Source organism: Paracoccus sp. S3-43, from assembly GCF_029027965.1.
Lineage (GTDB): Bacteria > Pseudomonadota > Alphaproteobacteria > Rhodobacterales > Rhodobacteraceae > Paracoccus.
Map to the genome: position 1 here is coordinate 1,697,839 of NZ_CP119082.1, position 23,292 is coordinate 1,721,130.

A 23,292-nucleotide genomic window follows, 5' to 3' on the forward strand; every position below is an offset into this window, starting at 1 on the left:
GTCCTTATCGCTGGCGAATCTCGCCCGAGGCCGGATCCACGCGGATATCGACCTCGCGATTGTCGGCGGTGTGGTATTCGACCTCCCAATAGCCGTCGTCGTCCCAGGACACCTCCGAGATGAACGCCAGATCGCCGCCCAGGTCGGTTTCCAGCTTGGTCACCACCTGCGACAGCGGCAGCGATCCGGCAGGCGGGGTCTGCTGGGCCGTCAGGGCCGAGGGCGCGGCGATCAGCGATGCCAGGGCGAATGCGGGGATGACGGATTTCATCGGAAAGCTCCTTTGACGGGTTGCCGCAGTCAACCGCCTGACCCCTGCAGGTTCCCCCTTTTCGGACCCTTGCGGGGCGGATCGACCGCGCCTATATTCGATCTGTCCGGGGCAACCCGGACTATGGACATAAACGCGCATGGAATAAGCGGATCGGACCCGGGGGCGGTACCCGGCGACTCCACCAGATCACCCTCGTTGGGGGACAATGGGGTCGAAACAGGATCGACGAACGTCTAAAGATGTTTGCTTTGTCTCGGTGAGCTACCACCGTCATCGGTGCAAAATGTACAGTTGCCAACGACAACCGTGCTCCGGTCGCGCTGGCTGCGTAAGCAGTCCGCAAGATCGAAACCTAAGCCCTTCCGCCTAGCAGCGTAAGGCGGGGCCCGCAGGAGCCTGGCAACAGAATCCTGCACTTTCAGCCATTTGCGCGATATGTCCGCTGACGCGGGGGAAACGTCCTGCCGGACCGCGCCGGTTTCTTGCCCAAACCCTTGGCCGCCCCCCTTTTCATCGTCGGTCATATGCCTATGCTGGCCCGAAATAAGGGGACGGGCATGGCGCGATCGGGAATCGACTATGGCGGAATGATGCATCGCGCGCTGCAAGGCCTGATCGCCGACGTGCTGGAACGCGTGTCGACGCATGGCCTTCCGGGCGACCATCATTTCTTCATCACCTTCGACACCCGCGAAAACGGCGTGGAAATGGCCGATTGGCTGCGCGAGCGTTACCCCGAGGAAATGACCATCGTCATCCAGCACTGGTTCGACAACCTGACCGTGGACGACCTGGGCTTTACCGTCACGCTGAACTTCGGCAACTCGCCCGAGCCGCTGCGGATCCCCTTCGACGCGCTGCGCACCTTCGTCGACCCCTCGGTCGAATTCGGCCTGCGGTTCGAGACGCAGGAGGCCAATGACGACGATGACGAGGACGGCGACGACGATGAGGACGGCGACGACAACCCCGACAGCCCGCCCCCCGGCGGCGGCGAGGTCGTGCGGCTGGACCGCTGGCGGAAGTAGCGCCTAGGCGTCGCGAAACACGGCGCGTGCCGCGGCGATGCCGTTCAAGGCCGCCGGGAACCCGGCATAGACCGCCATCTGCATCAGCACCTCGACGATCTCCTGTCGTGTCAGCCCGACATTCAGCCCGGCGCGGATATGCACCTCGAGCTGCGGGCGGGCATTGCCCATTGCGGCAAGGGCCGCGATGGTGGCGATTTCCCGGTCGCGCAGGCTCAGGCCCGGACGGGCATAGATGTCGCCAAAGGGAAACTCGAACAGCAGATCCGCGAAATCCGGCGCGATGTCGGCCAGGCTGTCGATGACCGCCTGCCCTGCCTCTCCGTCGATCCGGGCCAGCAGGCGGCGGCCGCGTTGGTTGCGGGTTTCATGAATGTCCTGTGTCATCGGTTGCGTCCTTTCCGCTGGAAATCATCGCCTGATAGGTGGCGATCTTCTGATCCATGAGGGAAAGACACTCGGCCAGGTCGGCCAGCCTGCGCCGCAACCCCTCCCGGTGAACCACCAGCAGGTCGCGCCGGGCCGCCGCCGTGGCATCGCCCTGCGCCCGCAACCGGGCATAGCGCTGCATCTCCGCGATCGGCATCCCGGTCTGGCGCAGCCGGATCAGGAAGCGCGCCCAATCCAGGTCGCGCGCCTGATAGACCCGCCGCCCGCCGCTGTCGCGAAGCGGCGGCTGCATCAGCCCGATCCTTTCGTAATAGCGCAGCGTATCGGCACTCAGCCCGGTCTGCCGCGCGAAATCGGAAATCTGCATGGCGCCAACCCGGCCGATTCGAGGCTTTCCCCAAGGAACGCCTCTTGATCTAGGGGTTGGAGCGCGCTCCAGGTCAAGGCGTCAGACCATCATTTCCTTGGTCGCCGTCAGCCGCAATTCGGGATGGTCGCGGGCCACGCGGTCGATGTCCCATTGCAGCCGGGTCAGATAGACCATGTCGCCATCGTGATCCTGGGCGATATGGCCCTTGTTGGCGTTCACGAAGGCCTCCACCTTCTCCTTCGGCCCGGCGACCCAGCGGGCCGAGGTGAACTGCGAGGACTCGAAGCGGACCGGGATCCCGTATTCGATCTCGATCCGGCTGGCCAGAACCTCGAATTGCAGGGCGCCCACGACGCCGACGATGAAGCCCGACCCGATCATCGGCTTGAAGACCTTGGCGGCGCCCTCCTCGGCGAATTGCATCAGCGCCTTTTCCAGATGCTTGGCCTTCATCGGATCGGTGGCCCGCACGGTTTGCAGCAGTTCCGGCGCGAAGGACGGGATGCCGGTGAAGCGCAGCGCCTCGCCCTCGGTCAGGGCGTCGCCGATGCGAAGCTGGCCGTGGTTCGGGATGCCGATGATGTCGCCCGCCCAGGCCTCGTCGGCCAGTTCGCGGTCGGCGGCCAGGAACAGCACCGGGTTCGTCACCGCCATCGGCTTTTTCGTGCGCACATGGGTCAGCTTCATGCCGCGTTCGAAATGGCCCGACGCCAGGCGCACGAAAGCCACCCGGTCGCGATGCTTCGGATCCATGTTGGCCTGGACCTTGAAGACAAAGCCCGTCACCGCCTTCTCCTCGGGCGCGATCTCGCGCTCGGCGGTATTCTGCGGCTGCGGCGCGGGGCCGTATTCGCTGATCCCCTTCATCAGTTCCTGCACGCCGAAGCTGTTGATGGCGCTGCCGAACCAGATCGGCGTCATGTGCCCTTCAAGAAAGGATTTGCGGTCGAAGGCGGGCAGCAGTTCGCGCGCCATTTCGACCTCTTCCCGCAGCTTTTCCAGCAGGTCGGCGGGAACGTGATCGGCCAGCCTGGGATCGTCCAGCCCTTCCATCTTGACCGATTCCGCCACCTTGTTGCGGTCGGCGCGGTCCATCAGCTCCAGCCGGTCGTGCAGCATGTCATAGCAGCCGATGAACTCGCGCCCGACGCCGATGGGCCAGCTTGCCGGGGCCACGTCGATAGCCAGGTTTTCCTGGATTTCGTCGATGATCTCGAAGGTGTCGCGGGATTCGCGGTCCATCTTGTTGCAGAAGGTCAGGATCGGCAGGTCGCGCAACCGGCAGACCTCGAACAGCTTGCGGGTCTGGGATTCGACGCCCTTGGCGCCGTCGATCACCATGATCGCCGCGTCCACGGCGGTCAGCGTGCGATAGGTATCCTCGGAAAAATCGCTGTGGCCCGGCGTATCGACCAGGTTGAAACGATGGCCGTCGAAGTCGAAGGACATGGCCGATGCGCTGACCGAGATCCCCCGCTCCTGCTCCATCTTCATGAAGTCCGACCGGGTGCGCCGCGCCTCGCCCTTGGCGCGCACCTGCCCCGCCATCTGGATCGCACCGCCATAGAGCAGGAACTTTTCGGTCAGCGTGGTCTTGCCCGCATCGGGATGCGAGATGATCGCGAAGGTCCGGCGGCGGGCGATTTCGGGCGGCAGGTCGAGGCGGTTTGTCATGGCGCGGGCTGTAGCGCGCAGAACGCGGAAGCGCAATCATGCGGTGTGGTGTGGTGTGGGATGGTGTGGTGTGGAAGATGGTGCTGCGAGAGAGGATTGAACTCTCGACCTCACCCTTACCAAGGGTGTGCTCTACCACTGAGCTACCGCAGCGCCGTGAGGGGGCGTTTAGACAAAGCGGATGCGTGACGCAAGGGGGGTCGGCGGAAAAATCGGGCGGCCTGCCGACGCGGGCTTTGCTGGACTGTTGGCGCGGCGGGCGGTAACAGGTTTCGGATGAATGACCGCCCGGACGACAAGAAGAAACAGGACAGCCGCGAGGATCGGCTGCGCGCCGCCCTGCGCGCCAACCTGCAACGGCGCAAGGCGCAGGCGCGCGCGCGCGCGGCGCAGGACGATGGCGGGCGGCAGGACAGCGACACAGGCAAGGACGACGCTTAGATGGACCAGATCATCGTTCGCGGGAACGGCCCGCTTTCGGGGGAAATCCCCATCGCGGGCGCCAAGAACGCCTGCCTGACGCTGATGCCCGCGACGCTGCTGACCGACCAGCCGCTGACGTTGACCAATGCGCCGCGCCTGTCGGACATCCGCACCATGACCGCCCTGCTGCAAAGCCTGGGGGCCGAGGTCGCCAGCCTCCAGGACGGCCAGGTGCTGGCGCTGTCCAGCCATGCCCTGACCAGCCACCGCGCCGATTACGACATCGTGCGCAAGATGCGCGCCTCGATCCTGGTGCTGGGGCCGATGCTGGCGCGCGACGGGCGGGCCGAGGTCTCGCTGCCCGGCGGCTGCGCCATCGGCGCGCGTCCGGTGGACCTGCATCTGAAGGCGTTCGAGGCGATGGGCGCGGAACTGGATCTGCGCGACGGCTATGTCCATGCCACGGCGCCCTCGGGCGGGCTGCGGGGCGCGGTCGTGGATTTCCCCCTGGTCTCGGTCGGCGCGACGGAAAACGCGCTGATGGCCGCCACCCTGGCGCGCGGGACCACGGTCCTGAACAACGCCGCGCGCGAACCCGAGATCGTCGATCTGGCCCGCTGCCTCCGCGCCATGGGCGCCCAGATCGAGGGCGAGGGCACGGGCACCATCAGCGTCCAGGGCGTCGACGCCCTGCACGGCGCGACCCACCCCGTCGTCACCGACCGGATCGAGCTGGGAACCTATATGCTGGCGCCCGCCCTCTGCGGGGGCGAAATCGAGTGCCTGGGCGGCCGGATCGAGCTTCTGTCGGCCTTTTGCGACAAGCTGGACGAGGCCGGGATCAGCGTCGCCGAAACGGCGCGCGGGCTGAAGGTCGGCCGCAAGAACGGCGGCATCCGCGCCGTCAATGTCACGACCGAGCCGTTCCCCGGCTTCCCGACCGACCTGCAAGCCCAGTTCATGGCCCTGATGTGCCTGGCCGAAGGCACCAGCGTTCTGGAGGAGACGATCTTCGAGAACCGCTTCATGCACGCCCCGGAACTGACCCGCATGGGCGCCCGGATCGAGGTGCACGGCGGCCATGCCACCGTCACCGGCGTCGAACGGCTGCGCGGCGCTCCGGTGATGGCGACCGACCTGCGCGCCTCGGTCAGCCTGATCCTGGCGGGTCTTGCTGCCGAGGGGCAGACCACGGTCAGCCGCGTCTATCACCTGGATCGCGGCTATGAACATGTGGTGCGCAAGCTGCGCGGCGTCGGCGCCCATATCGAACGCGTGACAAAGGAGTAAGCCATGCCCGCCGATTCCCGGATTGCCGATGCCCGCTTCGCCGATGCCGATCCCGCGCCCCTGGCGCTCATGGCCGAGGATGAACAGGATCTGCGCATCCTGTCGGCGCTGTTGCAGGATGCGGTGCTGCCGGCCTCGGAAATGTCCTATGACCGGCGGGGGCGGTCGCTGGCGCTGCTGCTGAACCGGTTCCGCTGGGAGGATGCCGATCAGGCGGCGGCCGAGGGGCGGGATTACGAACGGGTGCGGTCGGTCCTGCTGATCCGCGACGTGCAGCGGGTGCTGTCGGACGGGATCGGCCGCGACGGCGACACCGTCCTGGAGCTGCTGGCGTTGGTCTGGCAGCCGGGGCAGGATGGGACCGGGCGGCTGTTGCTGGAATTCGCGGGCGACGGCACCCTGGCGACCGAGGTGGAATGCATCAATGTCGAGCTGCGCGACGTGACCCGCCCCTATCGCGCGGTTTCCGGCAAGGCGCCCGCCCATCCTGACTGAATGGCCCGACTGAACGGCCCGACGCCGTCCGCTTGAAGCGGGGCGCGACTTGCGGCTAACAAGACGTGATTGCAGGGGACAGATCATGCCGGTCACGTTGAACACATCCGATTCCGATTTCGAATCGCGCTTTGGCGACATGCTGTCGGCCAAGCGCGAGGATTCGACCGATGTGAACGACACAGTGGCCGCGATCATTGCGGATGTGCGGCAGCGCGGTGACGCGGCCCTGTGCGACCTGACCCGCCGCTTCGACCGGCTGGACCTGACCCCCGACCGGCTGCGCTTCTCGCCCGAGGAGATCGCGGCCGAGATCCACCGCGTCGCCCCCGAGGATCGCGCGGCCCTGACCCTGGCGGCCGAGCGCATCCGCGCCTATCACGCCCGGCAGATGCCCGAGGATGCCAGCTGGACCGATCCCGAAGGCGCGACCCTGGGCTGGCGGTGGACGCCGGTATCGGCGGCGGGCCTCTATGTGCCGGGCGGCCAGGCGGCCTATCCGTCGTCGGTGCTGATGAACGCCATCCCGGCGCGGGTCGCGGGGGTGGAACGGCTGGTGATCTGCGTGCCGACGCCCGACGGGCATATCAACCCGCTGGTCCTGCTGGCCGCGCAGCTGTCGGGCGTGGCCGAGATCTATCGCATCGGCGGCGCGCAGGCGATTGCCGCCATGGCCTATGGCACGGACAGCATCGTGCCGGTGGACAAGATCACCGGCCCCGGCAACGCCTATGTGGCGGCGGCCAAGCGGCAGGTCTTCGGCCGCGTGGGCATCGACATGATCGCCGGCCCGTCCGAGGTTCTGGTGATCGCCGAAGGCGACCAGCACCCTGACTGGCTGGCGCTCGACCTGCTGGCCCAGGCCGAACATGATGCCGACGCGCAGTCGATCCTGATCACCACCGATCCCGCCCTGGGCCATGCGGTCGCGGGCGCGGTGGACCGGATCCTGCCCACCCTGCCCCGCGCCCGGATCGCCGGGGCAAGCTGGCGCGATTACGGCACCATCATCATCGTGCGCGACCTGGATGAGGCCGCCGCCCTGTCGAATCGCATCGCCCCCGAACATCTGGAACTGTGCGTGGACGATCCCGAGGGACTGGCCGCGAAATGCGTCCATGCGGGCGCGATCTTCCTGGGACCGCACACGCCCGAGGCGGTGGGCGATTACATCAGCGGTCCGAACCACGTCCTGCCCACCGCGCGGTCGGCGCGGTTTTCGTCCGGCCTGTCGGTGATGGACTTTCTGAAACGCACGACGATGGCCCGGCTGACGCCCGGCGCGCTGAATGCGATCGGCCATGCCGCCATGCGGCTGGCCGCCGCCGAGGGCTTGCAGGCCCATGGCGAATCCATCCGGCTGCGTCTGGAACGGCTGAACGAAAGGGCGCCCGAATGACCCGGATCATCCAGATTCAGATCGACGATTCCCAGGCCCTCCCCGCGACCCCGGAACTGGAGCAGGAGCGCCGTGTCGCCATCTTCGACCTGATCGAGGACAACAGCTTCGCCGTTCCCGGCCGCGACGGCCAGCCCGCGCCGCAAGGCCCGTTCCGGGTGGACCTGTGCATCCGCGAACGCCGCCTGGTCTTCGACGTGACGGCCGAACAGGGCGACAAGGTGGCCGAATTCCACCTGTCGCTTGGCCCGTTCCGGCAGGTGGTCAAGGACTATTTCCAGATCTGCCAAAGCTATTTCGAGGCCGTGAAGCGCCTGCCCCCCGCCCAGATCGAGGCGATCGACATGGCCCGGCGCGGCATCCATAACGAAGGCGCGCGCACCCTTCAGGAACGGCTGGAGGGCAAAGCCGAACTGGACATCGACACCGCCCGGCGCCTGTTCACCCTGATCTGCGCCCTGGTGCCGCAAGGCTGACGATGGCGCGGAACACGATCCCCGCCTCGGTCCTGTTCTGTTGCGACCATAATTCCATCCGCTCGCCCATCGCCGAAGGAATGATGAAGAAATTCTATGGCCGCGCCGCCTATGTCCAGTCGGCGGGGGTCAAGAACGACATGGAGGTGGACGGCTTCGCCATCGCCGTCTGCGACGAGATCGGCGTCAGGATCGAAAACCACCGCAGCCGTTCCTTTGACGAGATGAAGGACTGGGGCGACGACCTGGGCGGGTTCGACCTGATCGTGGCGCTGTCGCCCGCCAGCCAGCGTCAGGCCTTGGAACTGACCCGCGTCTTCCACCTGGACGTGGAATACTGGCCGATCATGGATCCGACCGGCCTGGCCGAGGGACGAGACGCCAAGCTGGCCGCCTATCGCCAGACCCGCGACCAGATCCAGGCCCGGATGGTCGAGCGGTTCGGCCCGCCGATCCTGACCGACGACACGGCGTCCTGACGGCGGCGGGATCGAAAAAAGCCGCGCCGGCCCGGCAAGGGCGGCGCGGCAGTGTGGCCATCGCGATGGGGTAGGATCAGCGACGCCAATTGGCAGGCACGTCCCAGATCGGGCGGGCGATCTCGGCCGCGACCTGATCGCGGGTCAGGCCGATGTCGCGCAGCTGATCGTCGCTCAGAGAGGCGAGATCGAGGCGCGACCGGCGCAGGGTCAGCAGGGTCATGATACGCTTGCCCAGTGACGGGCGCGGTGAAAGGCCGTGCCCGGCAACACGGGGAAGCGAAGCGGCTGTCTTGAGGGACATCGTTCGTCTCCGATGATGGATTGCATCACGGGATGTGATGCAAGGTTGCCTTTGAATTTCCGTGATTGATCAATAGCCCCCGATTTCGTATCTTTGAAACGAATGTTTTTGATCGCTTGCATCAGGGGAATCGAACGATGCGCAACCTTGATATCGCCACCCTGCGTTCGCTTCTGGCGGTGGCCGAATATGGCGCCGTCACGCGGGCGGCCGAATCGCTGAACATGACGCAAAGCGCCTTGTCCATGCAGATCAAGCGCCTGGACGACCTGTTCGGCGAGGCGATGCTGCAAAAGCAGGGACGCGGCGTGGTGCTGACCGATTTCGCCACCGAACTGCTGATCGAGGCGCGCAAGCTGGTGGCGCTGAATGACGCCATCCTGTCCCGCTTCACCGGCCTGCGGCCCGAGGCGCGGCTGCGGGTCGGCCTGACCAGCGACTGGCTGTTCACCAAGGTCGCCCAGGCGGTCCGCGCCTTTCGGCAGGCCAACCCTCGGATCGAACTGATCATCAACGACGGCCGCAGCAAGGATCTGCGCCAGCAGATGAAGCGGGGCGAACATGACGTGATCCTGACGACGGAATTCGAATCGCCGCCGGGCGCGATCCATCTGTCCAAGATCGATCTGGCCTGGTTCGGCGCCATCGGCGGCACGGCCTGGACGCAGCGTCCGCTTCCCCTGGCGAATTCGCCGCATTGCGCATATTATCCGGTCGGCCTGGCGGCGCTGGAGCGGGCGGGCATCGAATGGGTCCAGGGGGTCGCGGATGGCGGCAGCGACACCTGGCGGGTCACGGCGGCCGCCGATCTGGGCGTGACGATCCTGCCGCGCGGCATCGCCCAGGCGGGGCTGGAGCCTTTGGACCATGGCGGCGGGTTGCCGCCGTTGCCGCCGACATGGCTGAACGTCTATGTCGCCGACGGCCCGGCCCGGCGCGAGGCGGCCGAGTTCGCGGGCTATCTTCGACGCGCCGTCTGCGAAGTGGCCGCCATGGCGGCTTGACGGCGGATCGGCCGCCGGACAGGGACCGGCCACTTGATCCCGCGGGCGAACTGGGACAGAGAAGGCCGGTTCGCACAAGGAATGGCCATGACCCGGATCGACGATACCTTTCAGCGATTGCAAGCTCTGGGGCGCAAGGCCTTCGTGACCTATATCATGGCCTCGGATCCCGATGCGGACACCACGTTGCAGATCATGCGCGGCCTGCCCGGCGCCGGGGTGGACATCATCGAACTGGGGATGCCCTTCACCGACCCCATGGCTGACGGCCCGACGATCCAGGCGGCGGGCCAGCGCGCGCTGGCCGCAGGCGGCAGCGTCACGCGGACGCTGGAGATCCTGCGCGAATTCCGCAAGACCGACGACATCACGCCGGTGGTGCTGATGGGGTATTACAACCCGATCTATGCCCGGCGCGGCGGCGTCGATGCCTTCCTGTCCGAGGCCAAGGAGGCGGGCGTCGACGGCCTGATCGTCGTCGACCTGCCGCCCGAGGAAGACGAGGAGCTGTGCATCCCCGCCAACCGGGCCGGGCTGAACTTCATCCGCCTGGCGACGCCCACGACCAATGACCGCCGCCTGCCCGCGGTGGTCAGGAACACCTCGGGCTTCGTCTATTATGTCAGCGTCACCGGCATCACCGGCGGCCCCGCCGCCAATGCCGCCGAGGTCGCCCCCGAGGTCGCGCGGATCCGCGCCGCCGCCAACCTGCCGGTGGTGGTGGGCTTCGGCATCTCGACCGCCGAGGCGGCGGAACGGATCGCCGGCGTCGCCGATGGCTGCGTGGTGGGCAGCGCCATCGTCAGGAAGATCGGCGAAGGCCGCCCGGTGGCCGAGGTTCTGGACTTCGTGCGAGATCTCGCCTCCGGGGCGCATCGCGGCTGATGCGGATACCGGGCTTCGATCACATCGCCATCGCCGCCCGGTCGCTGGAGGACGGCGCGGCCTGGCTTGCCGACCGGCTGGGCGCGGCCCCGGAACCCGGCGGCAAGCATCCGCTGATGGGCACCCATAACCTGCTGTTGTCGCTGGGACCGGGCGAATATCTGGAACTGATCGCGGTCGATCCCGACGCGCCCGCCCCCGGCCGCCGCCGCTGGTTCGGGCTGGACGGCTTCGACGGCTCGCCGCGCCTGGCGGGCTGGGTCATGCGGCAATCCCCGCTTGAGCCGATCCCCGGCATGACGGTCAGCCAGGCCAGCCGGGGCGATCTTCGCTGGCGGATCACCCTGCCGGACGCGGGCCAGATGCCGCAGGACGGCGCGCAGCCCATGCGGATCGACTGGGGCGGCGGCGCGCACCCCTCGGACCGCCTGCCCGACCGGGGTCTGCGCCTTGCCCGCCTGACGCTGCCGCTGGGGCGGATGCCGCTGGACGATCCGCGCATCGTTCCGGGCGCGGCCTTCGCCGCCATGATCGCCACCCCGGACGGCGAGGTCGCCTTGTGATCCGTCCCGCCCGGCCCGACGACGGTCCGGCCGTCGCCGCCATCTGGAACCCGATTATCCGCGACACCGCCATCACCTTCTGGCCGACCGAACGCAGCGAGGCCCAGATCGCCGCGCTGATCCGCGACCGGCAGGCGGCGGGCCATCCCTTCATCGTCGCCGAGGACGCGGCGGGCCTGCGGGGCTTTGCGACCTACAGCCAGTTCCGCCACGGCGGCGGCTATGCCCGCAGCATGGAACACACGATCTATCTGGCGCCCGACGCGCGCGGCGGCGGAATCGGCGGGCGGCTGCTTGCGGCGCTGGAAGATCACGCCCGCGCCGCAGGACACCGGCTTTTGATCGGCGGCATCACCGCGTCAAACGAGGGATCGCTGCGGTTTCATGCGCGGGCGGGCTATGCCGAATGGGGCCGGATTCCCTGCGCGGGGTGGAAATTCGGCAGCTTTCACGACCTTGTGCTGATGGGCAAGGATCTGGCGCGCTAGGCGCGGGACGCGACACCCTGCCCCTACCCTTGCGCGGCGCAAGCGGGTAACGTGATTTCATGGACACGCGAACGCCCACCCAGCTCTGCCCCCGCCTGCCGAAGCCGCGCAGCTTCTGGCAGCGCATCGGCGACCGGATGGCGGCGATGCTGGGCGGCAGGCGCGCGGCGACCCCGCCCGAACGGTCGGTGGCCTTCACCATCGCGGTGATCGCGCTTGGCGCGAAGCTGGCGAAATCCGACGGCGCCGTCGCCCGGTCCGAGGTCGCGGCCTTCCGCCGGGTCTTCATCATCCCCCGGTCCGAGGAAAAGAACGCCGCCCGCGTCTTCGACCTGGCGCGGCAGGACGTGGCGGGCTTCGACGCCTGGGCGCGCCGCATCGCCGCGATGTTCCCGCCGGGCGATCCGGTCCTGTCCGACGTGATCGAAGGCCTGTGCATCATCGCCGTCGCCGATGGCGGAATGCACGAGAACGAGATCCTGTTCATCGACGAGGTCGGCCGCATCTTCGGCCTGCCCGCCGAACGCGTGGCCGCGATCCGCCTGCGCCACGACCGCAAATCCGACTGCCCGCCCTGCGACGTGCTGGGCATCCCGCCGGACACCCCCCTGCCCGAGGCGCGCAAGCGGTTCCGCGCCCTGATCCTGGAAGCCCATCCCGACCGCGCCGTCGCCCGCGGCCTGCCGCCCGAGGCCGTGCGCCTGGCCGAGGCGCGCACCCGCCGCCTGAACGAGGCGTGGGACAAGTTCCGGCAGATGCGCGCGATCCCGTCCTCGGCCAAAGCCGAGGAAGCGGCCTCGGTCAGGTGACATCGCGCCCAAGGATGTCGTCGGCTGAGGGTCATCGACCCTGCCGGAATACATCCTCTTTAATTCATCCTGATGACCGATCCTGGGACATCCAATTATTTTGTTTTGCTTACACCGATTAATTTTTGCTTAAGATGACGCAGATTTGATGGTATGCAGGCATGTGGGCGGACGATGTGGACGCTCTTCTTAACGAATGAGGGTGAAGTAATCATGAAGCATGTTTTCTCTGCGGCGCTGATCAGCGCGATCTCGGTCGCGTCCCTGGGCGCCGCCAATGCAGCCACGGCCGTGGATGTCGAACTGCAATTGCTTGTCGATGTGTCGGGCAGCGTCGATTCCAGCGAGTTCGCGTTGCAGCGCGACGGCTATGTCAACGCGTTCAAGACCGACGCCATCCAGAATGCGATCCTCGGCACCAGCAACGGTCGGCTGGGCAAGATCGCCGCGGAACTCATCTATTGGTCATCGGCCAGTCAGCAGGCGGTGGCCGTGGGCTGGTCGCTGCTGGACAGCGTCAGCAGCATCAATACCTTCGCCGACGCAATCGCCGCCGCCGCACGGCCCTACTCGGGTGGCACCGATGCCGATAGCGCCATCAACTTCGGCTATCCCCGGTTCAACACCAACGATTACGAGGGGACCACCCAGGTGATCGACGTTTCGGGCGACGGAACCAGCAGTGCCACATGGACCGCGGCGGCGCGCGATGCCGCCCTGGCCGCCGGGATCGACCGCATCAACGGCCTGCCCATCGGCGGAGAGAAAGCAGTCGAGGACTTCTATGCCAAGTCGGTGATCGGCGGGACGGGATCGTTCCTGGTCGCGGCAGCGACCTTTGGCGATTTCTCCAACGCCGTTCAGAAGAAGCTGGAACTTGAAATCACCGGCGGCAATCCGGCACCGGTTCCCCTGCCGGCTGCGGTCTGGCTGCTGGGCGGCGCCCTGGCGGGCCTGGGCGCTGTCCGCCGCCGCGAGCGCAGCTGAGCGGCCGGTCCTTTCAAGGGCCATCATCAAAAACGAGGGGCGCCGGTCAACCGGCGCCTTTTCTTGTCCTTGTCCTTGTCGCGCAATCCCGCAATCGCTAGGTTCCAGTCGACACTGTGACGGACCACACGATGCCCCAGGACGCCGCGCCGACCTATCAGGTCTTGGCCCGCAAATACCGGCCCGAGACCTTCGCCGACCTGGTCGGCCAGGACGCGATGGTGCGCACGCTGAAGAACGCCTTCGCCGCCGACCGGATCGCGCAGGCCTTCATCATGACCGGCATCCGCGGCACCGGCAAGACCACCACCGCGCGGATCATCGCCAAGGGCATGAACTGCATCGGCCCCGACGGCCAGGGCGGTCCGACGACCGAGCCCTGCGGCGTCTGCGAGCATTGCGTGGCGATCAGTGAAGGCCGCCATGTCGACGTGCTGGAAATGGACGCCGCAAGCCGCACCGGCGTGAACGACATCCGCGAGATCATCGAATCCGTCCACTATCGGGCGGCAAGCGCGCGCTACAAGATCTATATCATCGACGAAGTCCACATGCTGTCCACCAGTGCCTTCAACGCGCTGCTGAAGACGCTTGAGGAGCCGCCTCCGCATGTGAAGTTCATCTTCGCCACCACGGAAATCCGCAAGGTTCCGGTCACGGTCCTGTCGCGCTGCCAGCGGTTCGATCTGCGCCGGATCGAACCCGAGGTGATGATCGCCCTGCTGCGCCGCATCGCCACGGCGGAAGGCGCGCGGATCACCGACGACGCGCTGGCGCTGATCACGCGGGCGGCGGAAGGATCGGCCCGCGACGCGACCAGCCTGCTGGACCAGGCGATCAGCCACGGCGCGGGGGAAACCACGGCGGAACAGGTCCGCGCCATGCTGGGCCTGGCGGACAGGGGCCGCGTCATCGACCTGTTCGAGATGATCCTGCGCGGCGATGCCGCCGCCGCCCTGACCGAACTGCAATCGCAATATGCCGACGGAGCCGACCCGGTGGCCGTGCTGCGCGACCTGGCCGAGATCACGCATTGGATCTCGGTCGTGAAGATCACGCCGGATGCGGGCGAGGATCCGACCATTGCGCCCGACGAACGGCTGCGCGGCAAGGAACTGGCCGGCAAGCTGGCGATGCGGGTGCTGACCCGGCTGTGGCAGATGCTGTTGAAGGCGCTGGACGAGGTTTCGGCCGCGCCCAACGCGATGATGGCGGCGGAAATGGCGGTGATCCGCCTGACCCATGTGGCCGACCTGCCCGACCCCGAAGCCCTGATCCGCCGCGTCCAGCAGGCCCAGGCGGCGGGCGATTTCGCGCGGACGGGCGCCCCTGCGGCCCCTGCCCAGGCGCCCCGCGCGTCCCGCCCCGCCCCGGTGATCGCCCAGGCCTCGGGCGCGGCGACGGCGCTGGCGGTCAACCCGGAGGCCTTCGCGGCCTATCCCGACTTCGCCTCGGTCCTGGATCTGATCCGGCGGATGGGCGACATGCTGCTGTTGGTGCAGGTGGAACGCCATGTCGGGCTGGTGCGATACAGCCCCGGCCGGATCGAGTTCGAGCCGCGCGCGGACGCCCCGCGCGAGCTGGCCTCGAAGCTGGCCGAACGGCTGCGCGGCTGGACCGGCGGGCAACGCTGGGCCGTCACCGTCACGAATACGGGCGGCGCGCCGACCATCGCCGAACAGCAGGCGGCCGAGCAGCGGGAACGCGAGGCCCGCGCCCTGCGCCTGCCCATCGTGCAGCAGGTGCTGGCGGCCTTTCCGAGCGCCAGGCTGAAGCAGGTGCGCCACGCGCCGGTCGCGGCCGAGGCCGTCGAACTGGCCGAAGGCGCGGCGAACCCGCACGAACTGACCCAAGGCCCGGTGGCCGAGGTCGAGGAATGGGATCCCTTCGAGGACGAGGATTAAGCGATGATCAAGGGTTTGGGCGGCTTTGGCGACATGGCCAAGATGATGAAGGCCGCGAAGGACATGCAGGACCGGATGCAGAAGATGCAGGCCGATCTGGACACCATCACCGTGACCGGCGAATCCGGCGCGGGGCTGGTTCGCGCGACCGCCACCGCCAAGGGCGATCTGACCGCGCTTGAGATCGACCCGTCGATCTTCGTGCCCTCGGAAAAGGAAGTGGTCGAGGATCTGATCCTGGCCGCCATCAAGGACGCGCAGCGCAAGGCGCAGGACAAGATGCAGTCCGAAATGACCCGCATCAGCCAGGAACTGGGCCTGCCCGCCGACATGAAGCTGCCCTTCTGAATGGCGGCCCGCGGATGAAGGAAGGCAGCGACGACATCCAGGCGCTTGTCGGGCTGATGGCGCGGCTGCCGGGGCTTGGGCCGCGCTCGGCCCGGCGGATCGTGCTGCACCTGATCCGCAAGCGCAGCGGGCAGATGTCGCAGCTGGCCGGGCTGCTGGAGCGGGTGGCCGTCAATTCCCGCGAATGCGTGACCTGCGGCAATATCACCGACCGCGACGAATGCGCGATCTGCACCGACCCCGCCCGCGCGACCGGAGAGATCTGCGTGGTCCAGGACGTGGCCGACCTGTGGGCGATGGAGCGGGGCCGCGCCTTTGGCGGACGCTATCACGTTCTGGGCGGCACGCTGTCGGCGCTGGATGAGATCGGCCCCGACGACCTGGGCATTCCCGCGCTGATCGACCGGGTGGAGCGCGAGGGGATCCGAGAAGTGATCCTGGCGCTGAACGCCACCGTGGACGGGCAGACGACGGCGCATTACATCGCCGATGCCCTGGCCGATTCAGGCGCGACGGTGACGGGACTGGCGCAGGGCGTGCCGATCGGCGGGGAACTGGATTACCTCGACGATGGCACGATCAGCGCGGCCCTGCGCGCGCGGCGGCGGTTGTAAGCAATACACGCCGCCCTTGGGCTGGCGAAGGCCATCGCCTTCGCCACTTTTGACATATCAACCGGAACCAGACGGGCCTCACAGGCCCGGCCTGCGCCCGCCCCGCCCTCGGCGGGCGCTTCACGCCCACCGGGTCGGGCGCAGGCCTTCCGTGGTCGTGGGACAGCACCGTCTTCGGTTGCGCCGTCACTTAAGGGGCGGGGGAAACGTATACGTTTTCTGGTCCCGCCCGATCCCCGGGCATCACGCCTCGGCCAATTCCCCGGCCAAGGCCCTCTCGATCAGCGCGCGGGTTTCGTCGATGCCGTAAAGCGCGATGAACCCGCCGAAGCGCGGCCCTTGGTCCGCGCCCAGCAGCACCTGATACAGCGCCGCGAACCAGTCGCGCAGCGGCTCGAACCCGTGATCCTTGCCGATGGCGAAGACCATGGATTGCAGCGCCTCGGGATCGGCGGGCTGGTCCCAGGCCGCCAGCCGCCCGGCCAGATCCTCCATGGCGCGGCGCTCCACCTCGGTAGGCGCGCGGAAGGTCCGGGTCGGCGCGACGAAATCGGCAAAATAGCGCACCGCAAAGCCTGCCGCCTGATCCAGCCCCGGATGCGTCTCGGGCGAGGCCTCGGGCGCATAGCGGCGGATGAAGCCCCACAGGCCGTCCTTGTCCTTGGCCCCCGCAACGGATGCCAGGTTCAGCAGCATCTGGAACGGCACGACCATGTCGCTGGCGGGCACATTGCCGCCGTGGATATGCCAGACCGGATTCGCCAGTTGCTGATCCACCGACTGGCCGGGATAGGCGCGCAACTGCTGGTGATATTCGTCCACCGCCTTGGGGATGACATCGAAATACATCCGCTTGGCGGTCTTGGGCTTCTGATACATGAAATAGGACAGGCTCTCGGTCGCCGCATAGGTCAGCCATTCGTCGATCGACAGCCCGTTGCCCTTGGATTTGCTGATCTTCTGGCCGTGCTGGTCCAGGAACAGCTCATAGGTGAAATGCGTCGGCGCCCGGCCCCCCAGGATCTCGCAAATGCCGTCATAGATCGGCGTGTTGGTGGAATGATCCTTGCCATACATCTCGAAATCGACATCCAGCGCCGCCCAGCGAGCGCCGAAATCGGGCTTCCATTGCAGCTTCACCTGCCCGCCCGTGACCGGCAGAGTCAGTTCCTGCCCGTCCTCGTCGTCGAAGGTGATGGTGCCGTTCTTCGCGTCGACATGCTTGATCGGCACATACAGAACCTTGCCGGTCTTGGGGCTGATCGGCAGGAAGCAGGAATAGGTCTGCTGCCGCTCCTCGCGCAAGCTGGCCAGCATCACCTCCATGATCGCGTCGTAGCGTTCGGCGGCCAGCCGCAGCGTGTCGTCGAACCGGCCCGATTTATAGAACTCGGTCGCGCTGATGAATTCGTATTCGAAGCCGAACGTGTCCAGGAAGCGGCGCAGCATGGCGTTGTTGTGGCCGCCGAAGCTGTCGTATTCCCCGAAGGGATCAGGCACGGTGGTCAGCGGTTCCTGCAGATGCTGGCGCAGCATGTCCTGGTTCGGGACGTTCTCGGGCACCTTGCGCATCCCGTCCATGTCGTCGGAAAAGCAGAACAGCCGGGTCGGGATGTCGCTGATGATCTGGAAGGCGCGGCGGATCATCGTGGTGCGCGCGACCTCTCCGAACGTCCCGATATGCGGCAGTCCGGAGGGGCCATAGCCGGTCTCGAACAGGACATAGCCCTTGTCGGGATCCTTCTTCTCATAGCGTTTCAGCACCCGGCGCGCCTCCTCGAACGGCCAGGCCTTCGATTGCATCGCGGCATCGCGCAGGGTTGTCATCGCGTCTTCTCCTGTTCCAAGACCTTGACGCCTTATTGAAAGCCGCCCGAATGGTCAATAATTTGCACCGGAACCGGCTTGCCACAAGGACCCGCCATGACCATCGACCTGCCTTCGTTCTCGCCCTGCGATGCCTTGGTGGCGATCATGGTGGCGGTGCTGGCGTCGGGCCAGACCTATCGCACCTCGGAACTGGTGGCGATCCAGCGCAATGTCGATCACGCCCCGGTCTTCGCCGCCTATGACGAGGACCGGATTCGCGCCATCAGCCAGACCGTCATCAGCCTGTTCGAGCATGAGGACGGCATCGACGCCCTGTTCGGCCTGGTCCGCGACGCGCTGCCCGAAAAGCTGTACGAGACCGCCTATGCCCTGGCCTGCGACGTGGGCGCGGCCGACGGCCAGCTTTACGAAGGCGAAGTGGCGATGCTGGCCGAGATCCGGCACCAGTTGAACATCCCCCGCCTGCACGCCGCCGCGATCGAACTGTCGGCCCAGGTGCGCCACCGAGTGCTGTAGTCGGGTGCCGTCGTCGGGTGCCGTCGTCAGGACCAGATCGTCAGCATGTCCCGCTGAAGCCGCTTGGCGTCCCGCGTCCAGGCCAGCACGCCCGGCGGAAGCTCCTGCCCCGCCGTCGCCGCCTGCCGCGCTGGATCGGCGGTCAGAATCGCGAAGGCCGACTGCCCGCCATCCGCGCGGTCCAGATAGCCCGCGAGGTTGGATACGAAATTCAGCGTCCCGGTCTTGGCGCGGATCCGCGCGGTTTGCGCGGGGTCGGGGCCCAGATCCTCATCCAGCGGGTTCGCCTTCAACAGGCCGGGCAAGCCCACCGCAAGCCCCGGACCGGCCAGCAGCCGCGCCATGCCCTGCGCCGTGACGCGGCTGTCCGGCGACAGGCCGGAATGATCGGCCAGCGTGAAATCCGCGCCCTGCCCCTGCGCCGTCAGCCAGTCCTGCATGGCGCGGGCCGATCCCGCCGGATCGGCGGCCCCGCTGGCGTGCAGGCCCACCACCTCGGCCGTCAGGTTGGTCGAGAAACGCAGCATCCCACGCAGGATCTGCTCCATCGGCGGGCTTTCATGGCTGGCCAGCACCTCGCCCACGGGCAGGTCATGGATGACCTCGGGCGCGGGCAGGACCAGCCCCTTCGCGCGGCACAGCGTCTGGAACACGTCGCCCGCATAGAGTTCCGGCTTGCGCACGGGCAGCCAGCGGCTGCCGGGACGGGCCATGGCGCTGCGGGCGACGGTCCAGCTTTCACGGGAACCGTCCTGGCGCCAGGCGAACGGGTCGGACTGATCGGCGGGCGCGGCGGTGATCGTATAGGCGCGCGGCGAATGGCTGGCCGCCCGCGCCTCCAGCGACAGTTGGGTTCCGCCCTGCCGCCAGCCCAGATGCACGCGGTTGAAGTTCAGGATCATACCCGACAGCGCCGGGTTATAGGCCAGATGATCGGCCTGCCCCGGCGCGATCTCGGGGATCTGCGGTAGCGCGCCGCCCCAGACGGCAAAACGCGCGGGCGCAGGCTGGCCCGTCGCGGCAAGATCGCCCGCCAGCCGGGCCAGGTCGTCAGTGGACAGCACCGGATCGCCGCCCCCGGCCAGGACCAGCATGTCGCCCGCCCGGATCACCCGCGTCGTGAAGCGGCGGTCCCGCCCCAGCCGGTCCAGCGCATAAAGCGCCGTCACGGCCTTCAGCGTGCTGGCGGGCATCATCGGCGCGGCGGCCAGGGCCGCGTCGGCCAGCACCCCGCCGGCCGCGTCCAGCCAGGCATAGGCGACGATGCCCGGCAGGTCCGCCACCGCCACCAGCCGCCCCGCGGAAAAGGCGGGCTTCGCGGGCGGGCGCCCCCAGGACGCCGTGGGCAGGGCGGCAAGGCCCGCCAGCAGCGCGCGGCGGCGCATCACCGCACGCCTCGCAGCGCGGTCGAGGATTGGCGCGACATGGGCAGGTTCACCAGCACCCAGGCGGGCGGCGGGCGGAATGCCAGCGATCCCGCGCGCGATTGCGGCAGGCGCGCCCGCTCCATGATCTGCGCGGCGACCGAATGGCGCGCCAGCGTGCGCGTGCCGGGCCGGGCCAGAACGCCGATGGGCACCGCCGCCGCAATGGACCGCCAGCGGTCCCAGTGGTGGAACTGCACCAGATTGTCCGACCCCATCAGCCAGACGAAGCGGACGCCCGGATAGACGCGCTTCAGCGCCGCGATCGTGTCCGCCGTCATCCGGGTGCCCAGCCGCTGTTCGATGTCGGTGACGATCACGCGCGGATCGGTTTGCAGGCGCCGCGCCCCGGCGATGCGGTCCGCCATGGGCGCAGGCCCGTGCGCCTTCAGCGGGTTGCCGGGCGACACCAGCCACCACACGCGATCCAGCCCGAAGCGGCGCATCGCGGCCTGGGTGATGGCGACATGGCCGTCATGGGCGGGATCGAAGGATCCCCCCAGCAGGCCGATGCGCATCCCCGGCATCGCAAGCGGAAGCCCCGCCCGGATCAAAGCGTGATGGCCGAGATCAGCCTGCCATAGTCGGCCTCGCCCTCGTGCGTGGCGCGGCGATAGCTGAAGAACCGGTCGGGGTCGGAATAGGTGCAGTGGCCGGACCATTCCGCATCGACCCCGGCATCGCGCAGGCGCATCAGGCCAAAGGACGGCAGGTCGAACATCGGCCGACCGTTCGGGCCGCCGCTGAAAAAGCGGCTGTAGCCGGGATCTTCGGCCAGGAAGCTGTCCATGAAATCCGGCCCGACCTCATAGGCGCGCTGGCTGATCGTCGGGCCGATCACGGCGCGGATCCGGGTGGCGCCCAAGGCGCGCATGGCCTCGACCGTCGCCTCGATGATGCCGTCCAGCGCGCCGCGCCAGCCCGCGTGGCAGGCACCGATCACGCCCGCATCCGCATCGGCCAGCAAGATCGGCTGGCAATCGGCGGTCAGCACCGCCAGGGCGACGCCGCGGCGCGCGGTGACGATGCCGTCGGCTTCGGTATTGGCGACGGTGGGGATGTCGCTGTCGTCGGTCAGCGTGACCACATCGGCGGAATGGACCTGCCTGACCGTCGCCAGCGCCCCGGCGGGAACGCCCATGGCGGTGGCGACGCGGCCGCGGTTCAGGACCACGATCTCGGACTGGTCGGTGGACCGGCGGCCGCAGTTCAGCCCCGAGAACAGCCCCGATGACGCGCCCCCCTTGCGGGTGAAGAACCCGTGCCTGACCGGGCGCAGCAGGGGATGTGTCAGAATCTCAAGCGTGGTCTGCATGAAGCCTCAGCGCAGCAAATCCGGGCACGGGGGGCGCCCATTTCGGCCAGATGGCCATGGCCTTGAACAGGTGACCCATTTCATCGGCATGGGTCAAGCGCCGAAGCGCCGCCATCGCGCCCGCGTCCCCTGCCGCCGCCAGCCGTTCCGCCCGCTGGCCGGCGCCCAGCGACAGCAGCCAATCGCCCTGCCGCACAGGGGCCGAGGCGACCGCCCCCGCCCGGATCGCCGCCGCCGCGAGGGGCGCGAAATCGACATGGGCGGTCAGGTCGGCCTGCCCCGGATGGGCCAGCGGGTGTTCGGGGCGGTGGTCGCGCAGCGCCTGGAAGGTATCGCCATAGCCGTTCCAGCCGCCGTAATCGACAAAGATCGCCGCCCCGCCATGGGCGGCGATGCGGCGGGCGATGGTTTCCGTGACGGCGACGGCTGCCGGGCAGTCCTCGACCACATCGCCGGGCTTGCCGGGGCGCGGCAGATCCACCGGCAGGCCCAGGTGGAATTGCAACCCGTCATCGGACAGACCGACCATCCGTTCGGCCCAGCCGTCATCCGTATGCTGATACTGCCGGATCGGCAGGGCATCGAAGAATTCATTCGCCATCAGGAACAACGGGCTGCGCGGCAAATCCTCGATCGAATCGAGGTGCTGGACAGGGCCCAGCCGGTCCTGCTGCACGCGCCGCAGATGCGGCGACGCCTCGATCAGCGCGACCTGGGCGGCATCCGCCATGCCCGGAACCACGCGGATCGCGCGCAGCATGTCGGCCATCAGCGTGCCGCGCCCCGGTCCCGGTTCGGCCAGCGTGAAGGGCGCGGGCCTGCCCTGGTCCAGCCACGCCTGCGCCAGCGCCAGGCCGCACAGTTCCCCGAACATCTGGTGGATTTCCGGCGATGTGGTGAAATCGCCCGCCGCGCCGAAAGGATCGCGCGTGGCGTAATAGCCGTGGCGGGGATGCAGCAGGCAGATCTCCATATAGTCGGCCAGGGTGATCGGCCCGGTCGCGCGGATCCGCGTCGCGATGATCCGGGCCAGAGGCGTCATGCGGCGGCGCCCACCGCCGGGCGGCGGCGGGCACGCCAGATGAAGAACAGCCCGACCAGCACCATCGGCAGCGACAGAAGCTGACCCATGGTCAGCCCCACCACCGGCCCGCCGATCACATGGCCCAGCGGGTTGTCGGGGGTGATGAACTGCCCGTCCGCGACGCGGAACAGTTCCACGAAGATGCGCGCCAGCCCGTATCCGGCCAGGAAAACCCCGAAGGCCAGTCCCGGACGGCGCAGCCCGCCCGCGCGGACCAGGGCAAGCAGGATCAGGCCGAGAACCAGCCCCTCCAGCCCCGCCTCGTAAAGCTGGCTGGGGTGGCGGGCGCAGGGGCCGGTGATGCCGGGACAGGTCTGCGCGGCCTCGCCGGGGAAGATCACGCCCCAGGGCAGATCGGTGGGGCGACCCCATAATTCGGCATTGATGAAATTGGCGATGCGGCCGAAGAACAGCCCGATCGGCGCGACCACCGCCATGGCATCGGCCAGCCGCAGCGGCGGGATTCCATTGGCGCGGCAAAAGGCCCAGGTGGCGACGATGACGCCCGCGAAGCCGCCGTGAAAGCTCATGCCCCCTTGCCAGACCTTGACGATCTCGGCCGGGTTCGAGAGATAGAAGCCCGGCTCGTAGAACAGCACGAAGCCCAGCCGCCCGCCCAGGATCACCCCCAGGATCACCCAGGTCAGCAGGTCGTCCACCCGGTCGGCCCGCATCGGCGCATGGTCGCCCCACAGGGCGTCGCGGCGCATCATCGCGGCAACGACCCGCCAGCCGATCAGCAGCCCGGCCAGATAGGCCAGCGCATACCAGCGCAGCGACAGGGTCAGCCCGCCCAGATGAATTGTGAAGATCTCGGGCGAGATATTGGGAAACGGGATCATGGGGCCTCGGGGCGGTTGCGGCGGGCACGCTAGCCAGCCGGGGCGCGGTGTCAACAGCGGGCCCGGCGGCGTCGCGG

At 67.9% G+C, this 23,292-nt stretch carries 28 protein-coding genes, 1 tRNA gene and 1 other RNA gene; 18 read left to right on the forward strand and 12 right to left on the reverse strand.

What is annotated here, in order from left to right; translation table 11 throughout:
* Window positions 1-4: 4 nt before the first annotated feature.
* Window positions 5-271, reverse strand: coding sequence for a PepSY domain-containing protein (locus PXD02_RS08825; protein WP_275103552.1), 267 nt, complete (start codon window positions 269-271; stop codon window positions 5-7).
* 65 nt (window positions 272-336) lie between these two features.
* Here PXD02_RS08825 and ssrA point away from each other — a divergent pair.
* Window positions 337-691, forward strand: a transfer-messenger RNA (tmRNA) gene (gene ssrA / locus PXD02_RS08830).
* Window positions 692-831: 140 nt separating this feature from the next.
* A complete protein-coding gene (locus PXD02_RS08835; protein ID WP_275103553.1) occupies window positions 832-1,302 on the forward strand; it encodes an SspB family protein in 471 nt (156 codons plus the stop codon).
* Window positions 1,303-1,305: 3 nt separating this feature from the next.
* Here PXD02_RS08835 and PXD02_RS08840 read toward each other — a convergent pair whose 3' ends face one another.
* From PXD02_RS08840 to PXD02_RS08855, 4 genes are all read right to left on the reverse strand, one after another.
* Window positions 1,306-1,689 (reverse strand): carboxymuconolactone decarboxylase family protein, encoded by a 384-nt coding sequence (locus tag PXD02_RS08840; protein WP_275103554.1) that lies wholly within the window; start codon window positions 1,687-1,689, stop codon window positions 1,306-1,308.
* On the reverse strand, window positions 1,670-2,059 hold the full coding sequence (locus PXD02_RS08845; RefSeq protein WP_275103555.1) for a MerR family transcriptional regulator: 390 nt from the start codon (window positions 2,057-2,059) through the stop codon (window positions 1,670-1,672). Before PXD02_RS08845 ends, PXD02_RS08840 begins: the two co-directional genes overlap by 20 nt.
* A gap of 81 nt (window positions 2,060-2,140) precedes the next feature.
* Window positions 2,141-3,736, reverse strand: coding sequence for a peptide chain release factor 3 (locus tag PXD02_RS08850; protein ID WP_275103556.1), 1,596 nt, complete (start codon window positions 3,734-3,736; stop codon window positions 2,141-2,143).
* A 78-nt stretch (window positions 3,737-3,814) separates the two neighbouring features.
* A tRNA-Thr gene (locus tag PXD02_RS08855) sits at window positions 3,815-3,889 on the reverse strand.
* A gap of 123 nt (window positions 3,890-4,012) precedes the next feature.
* On the opposite strand from PXD02_RS08855, the gene PXD02_RS08860 reads away from it, so the two are divergent.
* The 6 genes from PXD02_RS08860 to PXD02_RS08885 all read left to right on the forward strand — a co-directional run bounded on the left by PXD02_RS08860 (window position 4,013) and on the right by PXD02_RS08885 (window position 8,298).
* Entirely contained in the window at window positions 4,013-4,177 is a 165-nt protein-coding gene (locus PXD02_RS08860) for a hypothetical protein (protein WP_275103557.1), read from the forward strand.
* Window positions 4,178-5,449, forward strand: a complete 1,272-nt coding sequence (gene murA, locus PXD02_RS08865; protein ID WP_275103558.1) for a UDP-N-acetylglucosamine 1-carboxyvinyltransferase — start codon at window positions 4,178-4,180, stop codon at window positions 5,447-5,449. It abuts the gene before it with no gap.
* 3 nt (window positions 5,450-5,452) lie between these two features.
* Window positions 5,453-5,944, forward strand: coding sequence for a DUF2948 family protein (locus PXD02_RS08870; protein WP_275103559.1), 492 nt, complete (start codon window positions 5,453-5,455; stop codon window positions 5,942-5,944).
* Between the two features lie 85 nt (window positions 5,945-6,029).
* Entirely contained in the window at window positions 6,030-7,343 is a 1,314-nt protein-coding gene (hisD, locus tag PXD02_RS08875) for a histidinol dehydrogenase (RefSeq protein WP_275103560.1), read from the forward strand.
* Window positions 7,340-7,819 (forward strand): UPF0262 family protein, encoded by a 480-nt coding sequence (locus PXD02_RS08880; protein ID WP_275103561.1) that lies wholly within the window; start codon window positions 7,340-7,342, stop codon window positions 7,817-7,819. The genes hisD and PXD02_RS08880 overlap by 4 nt, the downstream gene beginning before the upstream one ends.
* 2 nt (window positions 7,820-7,821) lie before the next feature.
* Complete coding sequence (locus tag PXD02_RS08885) at window positions 7,822-8,298, forward strand: arsenate-mycothiol transferase ArsC (RefSeq protein ID WP_275103562.1); 477 nt, start codon at window positions 7,822-7,824, stop codon at window positions 8,296-8,298.
* 76 nt (window positions 8,299-8,374) lie between these two features.
* On the opposite strand, the gene PXD02_RS08890 is transcribed toward PXD02_RS08885, so the two are convergent.
* The gene (locus tag PXD02_RS08890) at window positions 8,375-8,521 is read right to left on the reverse strand and encodes a DUF1127 domain-containing protein (RefSeq protein ID WP_275103563.1); all 147 of its coding nucleotides are present in this window, start codon (window positions 8,519-8,521) and stop codon (window positions 8,375-8,377) included.
* A 218-nt stretch (window positions 8,522-8,739) separates the two neighbouring features.
* Here PXD02_RS08890 and PXD02_RS08895 point away from each other — a divergent pair, with 218 nt between their 5' ends.
* The 9 genes from PXD02_RS08895 (at window position 8,740) to recR (ending at window position 16,204) form a co-directional block, all read left to right on the forward strand.
* Entirely contained in the window at window positions 8,740-9,606 is an 867-nt protein-coding gene (locus PXD02_RS08895; protein WP_275103564.1) for a LysR family transcriptional regulator, read from the forward strand.
* Between the two features lie 87 nt (window positions 9,607-9,693).
* A complete protein-coding gene (gene trpA, locus PXD02_RS08900) occupies window positions 9,694-10,491 on the forward strand; it encodes a tryptophan synthase subunit alpha (RefSeq protein ID WP_275103565.1) in 798 nt (265 codons plus the stop codon).
* Window positions 10,491-11,054 (forward strand): VOC family protein, encoded by a 564-nt coding sequence (locus tag PXD02_RS08905; protein WP_275103566.1) that lies wholly within the window; start codon window positions 10,491-10,493, stop codon window positions 11,052-11,054. Before trpA ends, PXD02_RS08905 begins: the two co-directional genes overlap by 1 nt.
* Window positions 11,051-11,542, forward strand: coding sequence for a GNAT family N-acetyltransferase (locus PXD02_RS08910; RefSeq protein WP_275103567.1), 492 nt, complete (start codon window positions 11,051-11,053; stop codon window positions 11,540-11,542). Before PXD02_RS08905 ends, PXD02_RS08910 begins: the two co-directional genes overlap by 4 nt.
* Window positions 11,543-11,601: 59 nt before the next feature.
* Window positions 11,602-12,351 carry a molecular chaperone DjiA gene (locus PXD02_RS08915; protein WP_275103568.1) on the forward strand — a complete coding sequence of 250 codons (750 nt, stop codon included), beginning with the start codon at window positions 11,602-11,604 and terminating at the stop codon, window positions 12,349-12,351.
* A 174-nt stretch (window positions 12,352-12,525) separates the two neighbouring features.
* The gene (locus PXD02_RS08920; protein ID WP_275103569.1) at window positions 12,526-13,338 is read left to right on the forward strand and encodes a DUF1194 domain-containing protein; all 813 of its coding nucleotides are present in this window, start codon (window positions 12,526-12,528) and stop codon (window positions 13,336-13,338) included.
* A 131-nt stretch (window positions 13,339-13,469) separates the two neighbouring features.
* Window positions 13,470-15,242: a DNA polymerase III subunit gamma/tau gene (locus PXD02_RS08925; protein ID WP_275103570.1), complete on the forward strand. Its 1,773-nt coding sequence runs from the start codon at window positions 13,470-13,472 to the stop codon at window positions 15,240-15,242.
* A 3-nt stretch (window positions 15,243-15,245) separates the two neighbouring features.
* Window positions 15,246-15,590, forward strand: a complete 345-nt coding sequence (locus tag PXD02_RS08930; RefSeq protein ID WP_275103571.1) for a YbaB/EbfC family nucleoid-associated protein — start codon at window positions 15,246-15,248, stop codon at window positions 15,588-15,590.
* Between the two features lie 14 nt (window positions 15,591-15,604).
* A complete protein-coding gene (gene recR, locus PXD02_RS08935; protein ID WP_275103572.1) occupies window positions 15,605-16,204 on the forward strand; it encodes a recombination mediator RecR in 600 nt (199 codons plus the stop codon).
* Between the two features lie 243 nt (window positions 16,205-16,447).
* On the opposite strand, the gene PXD02_RS08940 is transcribed toward recR, so the two are convergent.
* Complete coding sequence (locus tag PXD02_RS08940) at window positions 16,448-18,031, reverse strand: lysine--tRNA ligase (protein WP_275103573.1); 1,584 nt, start codon at window positions 18,029-18,031, stop codon at window positions 16,448-16,450.
* 96 nt (window positions 18,032-18,127) lie between these two features.
* Between PXD02_RS08940 and PXD02_RS08945 the strand changes: the two genes are divergently transcribed.
* Window positions 18,128-18,550 carry a tellurite resistance TerB family protein gene (locus PXD02_RS08945; protein WP_275103574.1) on the forward strand — a complete coding sequence of 141 codons (423 nt, stop codon included), beginning with the start codon at window positions 18,128-18,130 and terminating at the stop codon, window positions 18,548-18,550.
* Window positions 18,551-18,576: 26 nt separating this feature from the next.
* Here PXD02_RS08945 and dacB read toward each other — a convergent pair whose 3' ends face one another.
* The 5 genes from dacB to lgt are packed head-to-tail and all read right to left on the reverse strand — an operon-like array spanning window position 18,577 to window position 23,215.
* Window positions 18,577-19,935, reverse strand: coding sequence for a D-alanyl-D-alanine carboxypeptidase/D-alanyl-D-alanine endopeptidase (gene dacB, locus PXD02_RS08950; protein ID WP_275103575.1), 1,359 nt, complete (start codon window positions 19,933-19,935; stop codon window positions 18,577-18,579).
* Window positions 19,935-20,525 carry a nicotinate-nucleotide adenylyltransferase gene (locus PXD02_RS08955; RefSeq protein ID WP_473092080.1) on the reverse strand — a complete coding sequence of 197 codons (591 nt, stop codon included), beginning with the start codon at window positions 20,523-20,525 and terminating at the stop codon, window positions 19,935-19,937. The genes dacB and PXD02_RS08955 overlap by 1 nt, the downstream gene beginning before the upstream one ends.
* Complete coding sequence (gene pgeF, locus PXD02_RS08960; protein WP_275103577.1) at window positions 20,525-21,289, reverse strand: peptidoglycan editing factor PgeF; 765 nt, start codon at window positions 21,287-21,289, stop codon at window positions 20,525-20,527. Before pgeF ends, PXD02_RS08955 begins: the two co-directional genes overlap by 1 nt.
* The gene (locus PXD02_RS08965) at window positions 21,273-22,331 is read right to left on the reverse strand and encodes a class I SAM-dependent methyltransferase (RefSeq protein WP_275103578.1); all 1,059 of its coding nucleotides are present in this window, start codon (window positions 22,329-22,331) and stop codon (window positions 21,273-21,275) included. The genes pgeF and PXD02_RS08965 overlap by 17 nt, the downstream gene beginning before the upstream one ends.
* A complete protein-coding gene (lgt, locus tag PXD02_RS08970; protein WP_275103579.1) occupies window positions 22,328-23,215 on the reverse strand; it encodes a prolipoprotein diacylglyceryl transferase in 888 nt (295 codons plus the stop codon). The genes PXD02_RS08965 and lgt overlap by 4 nt, the downstream gene beginning before the upstream one ends.
* Window positions 23,216-23,292: the final 77 nt, after the last annotated feature.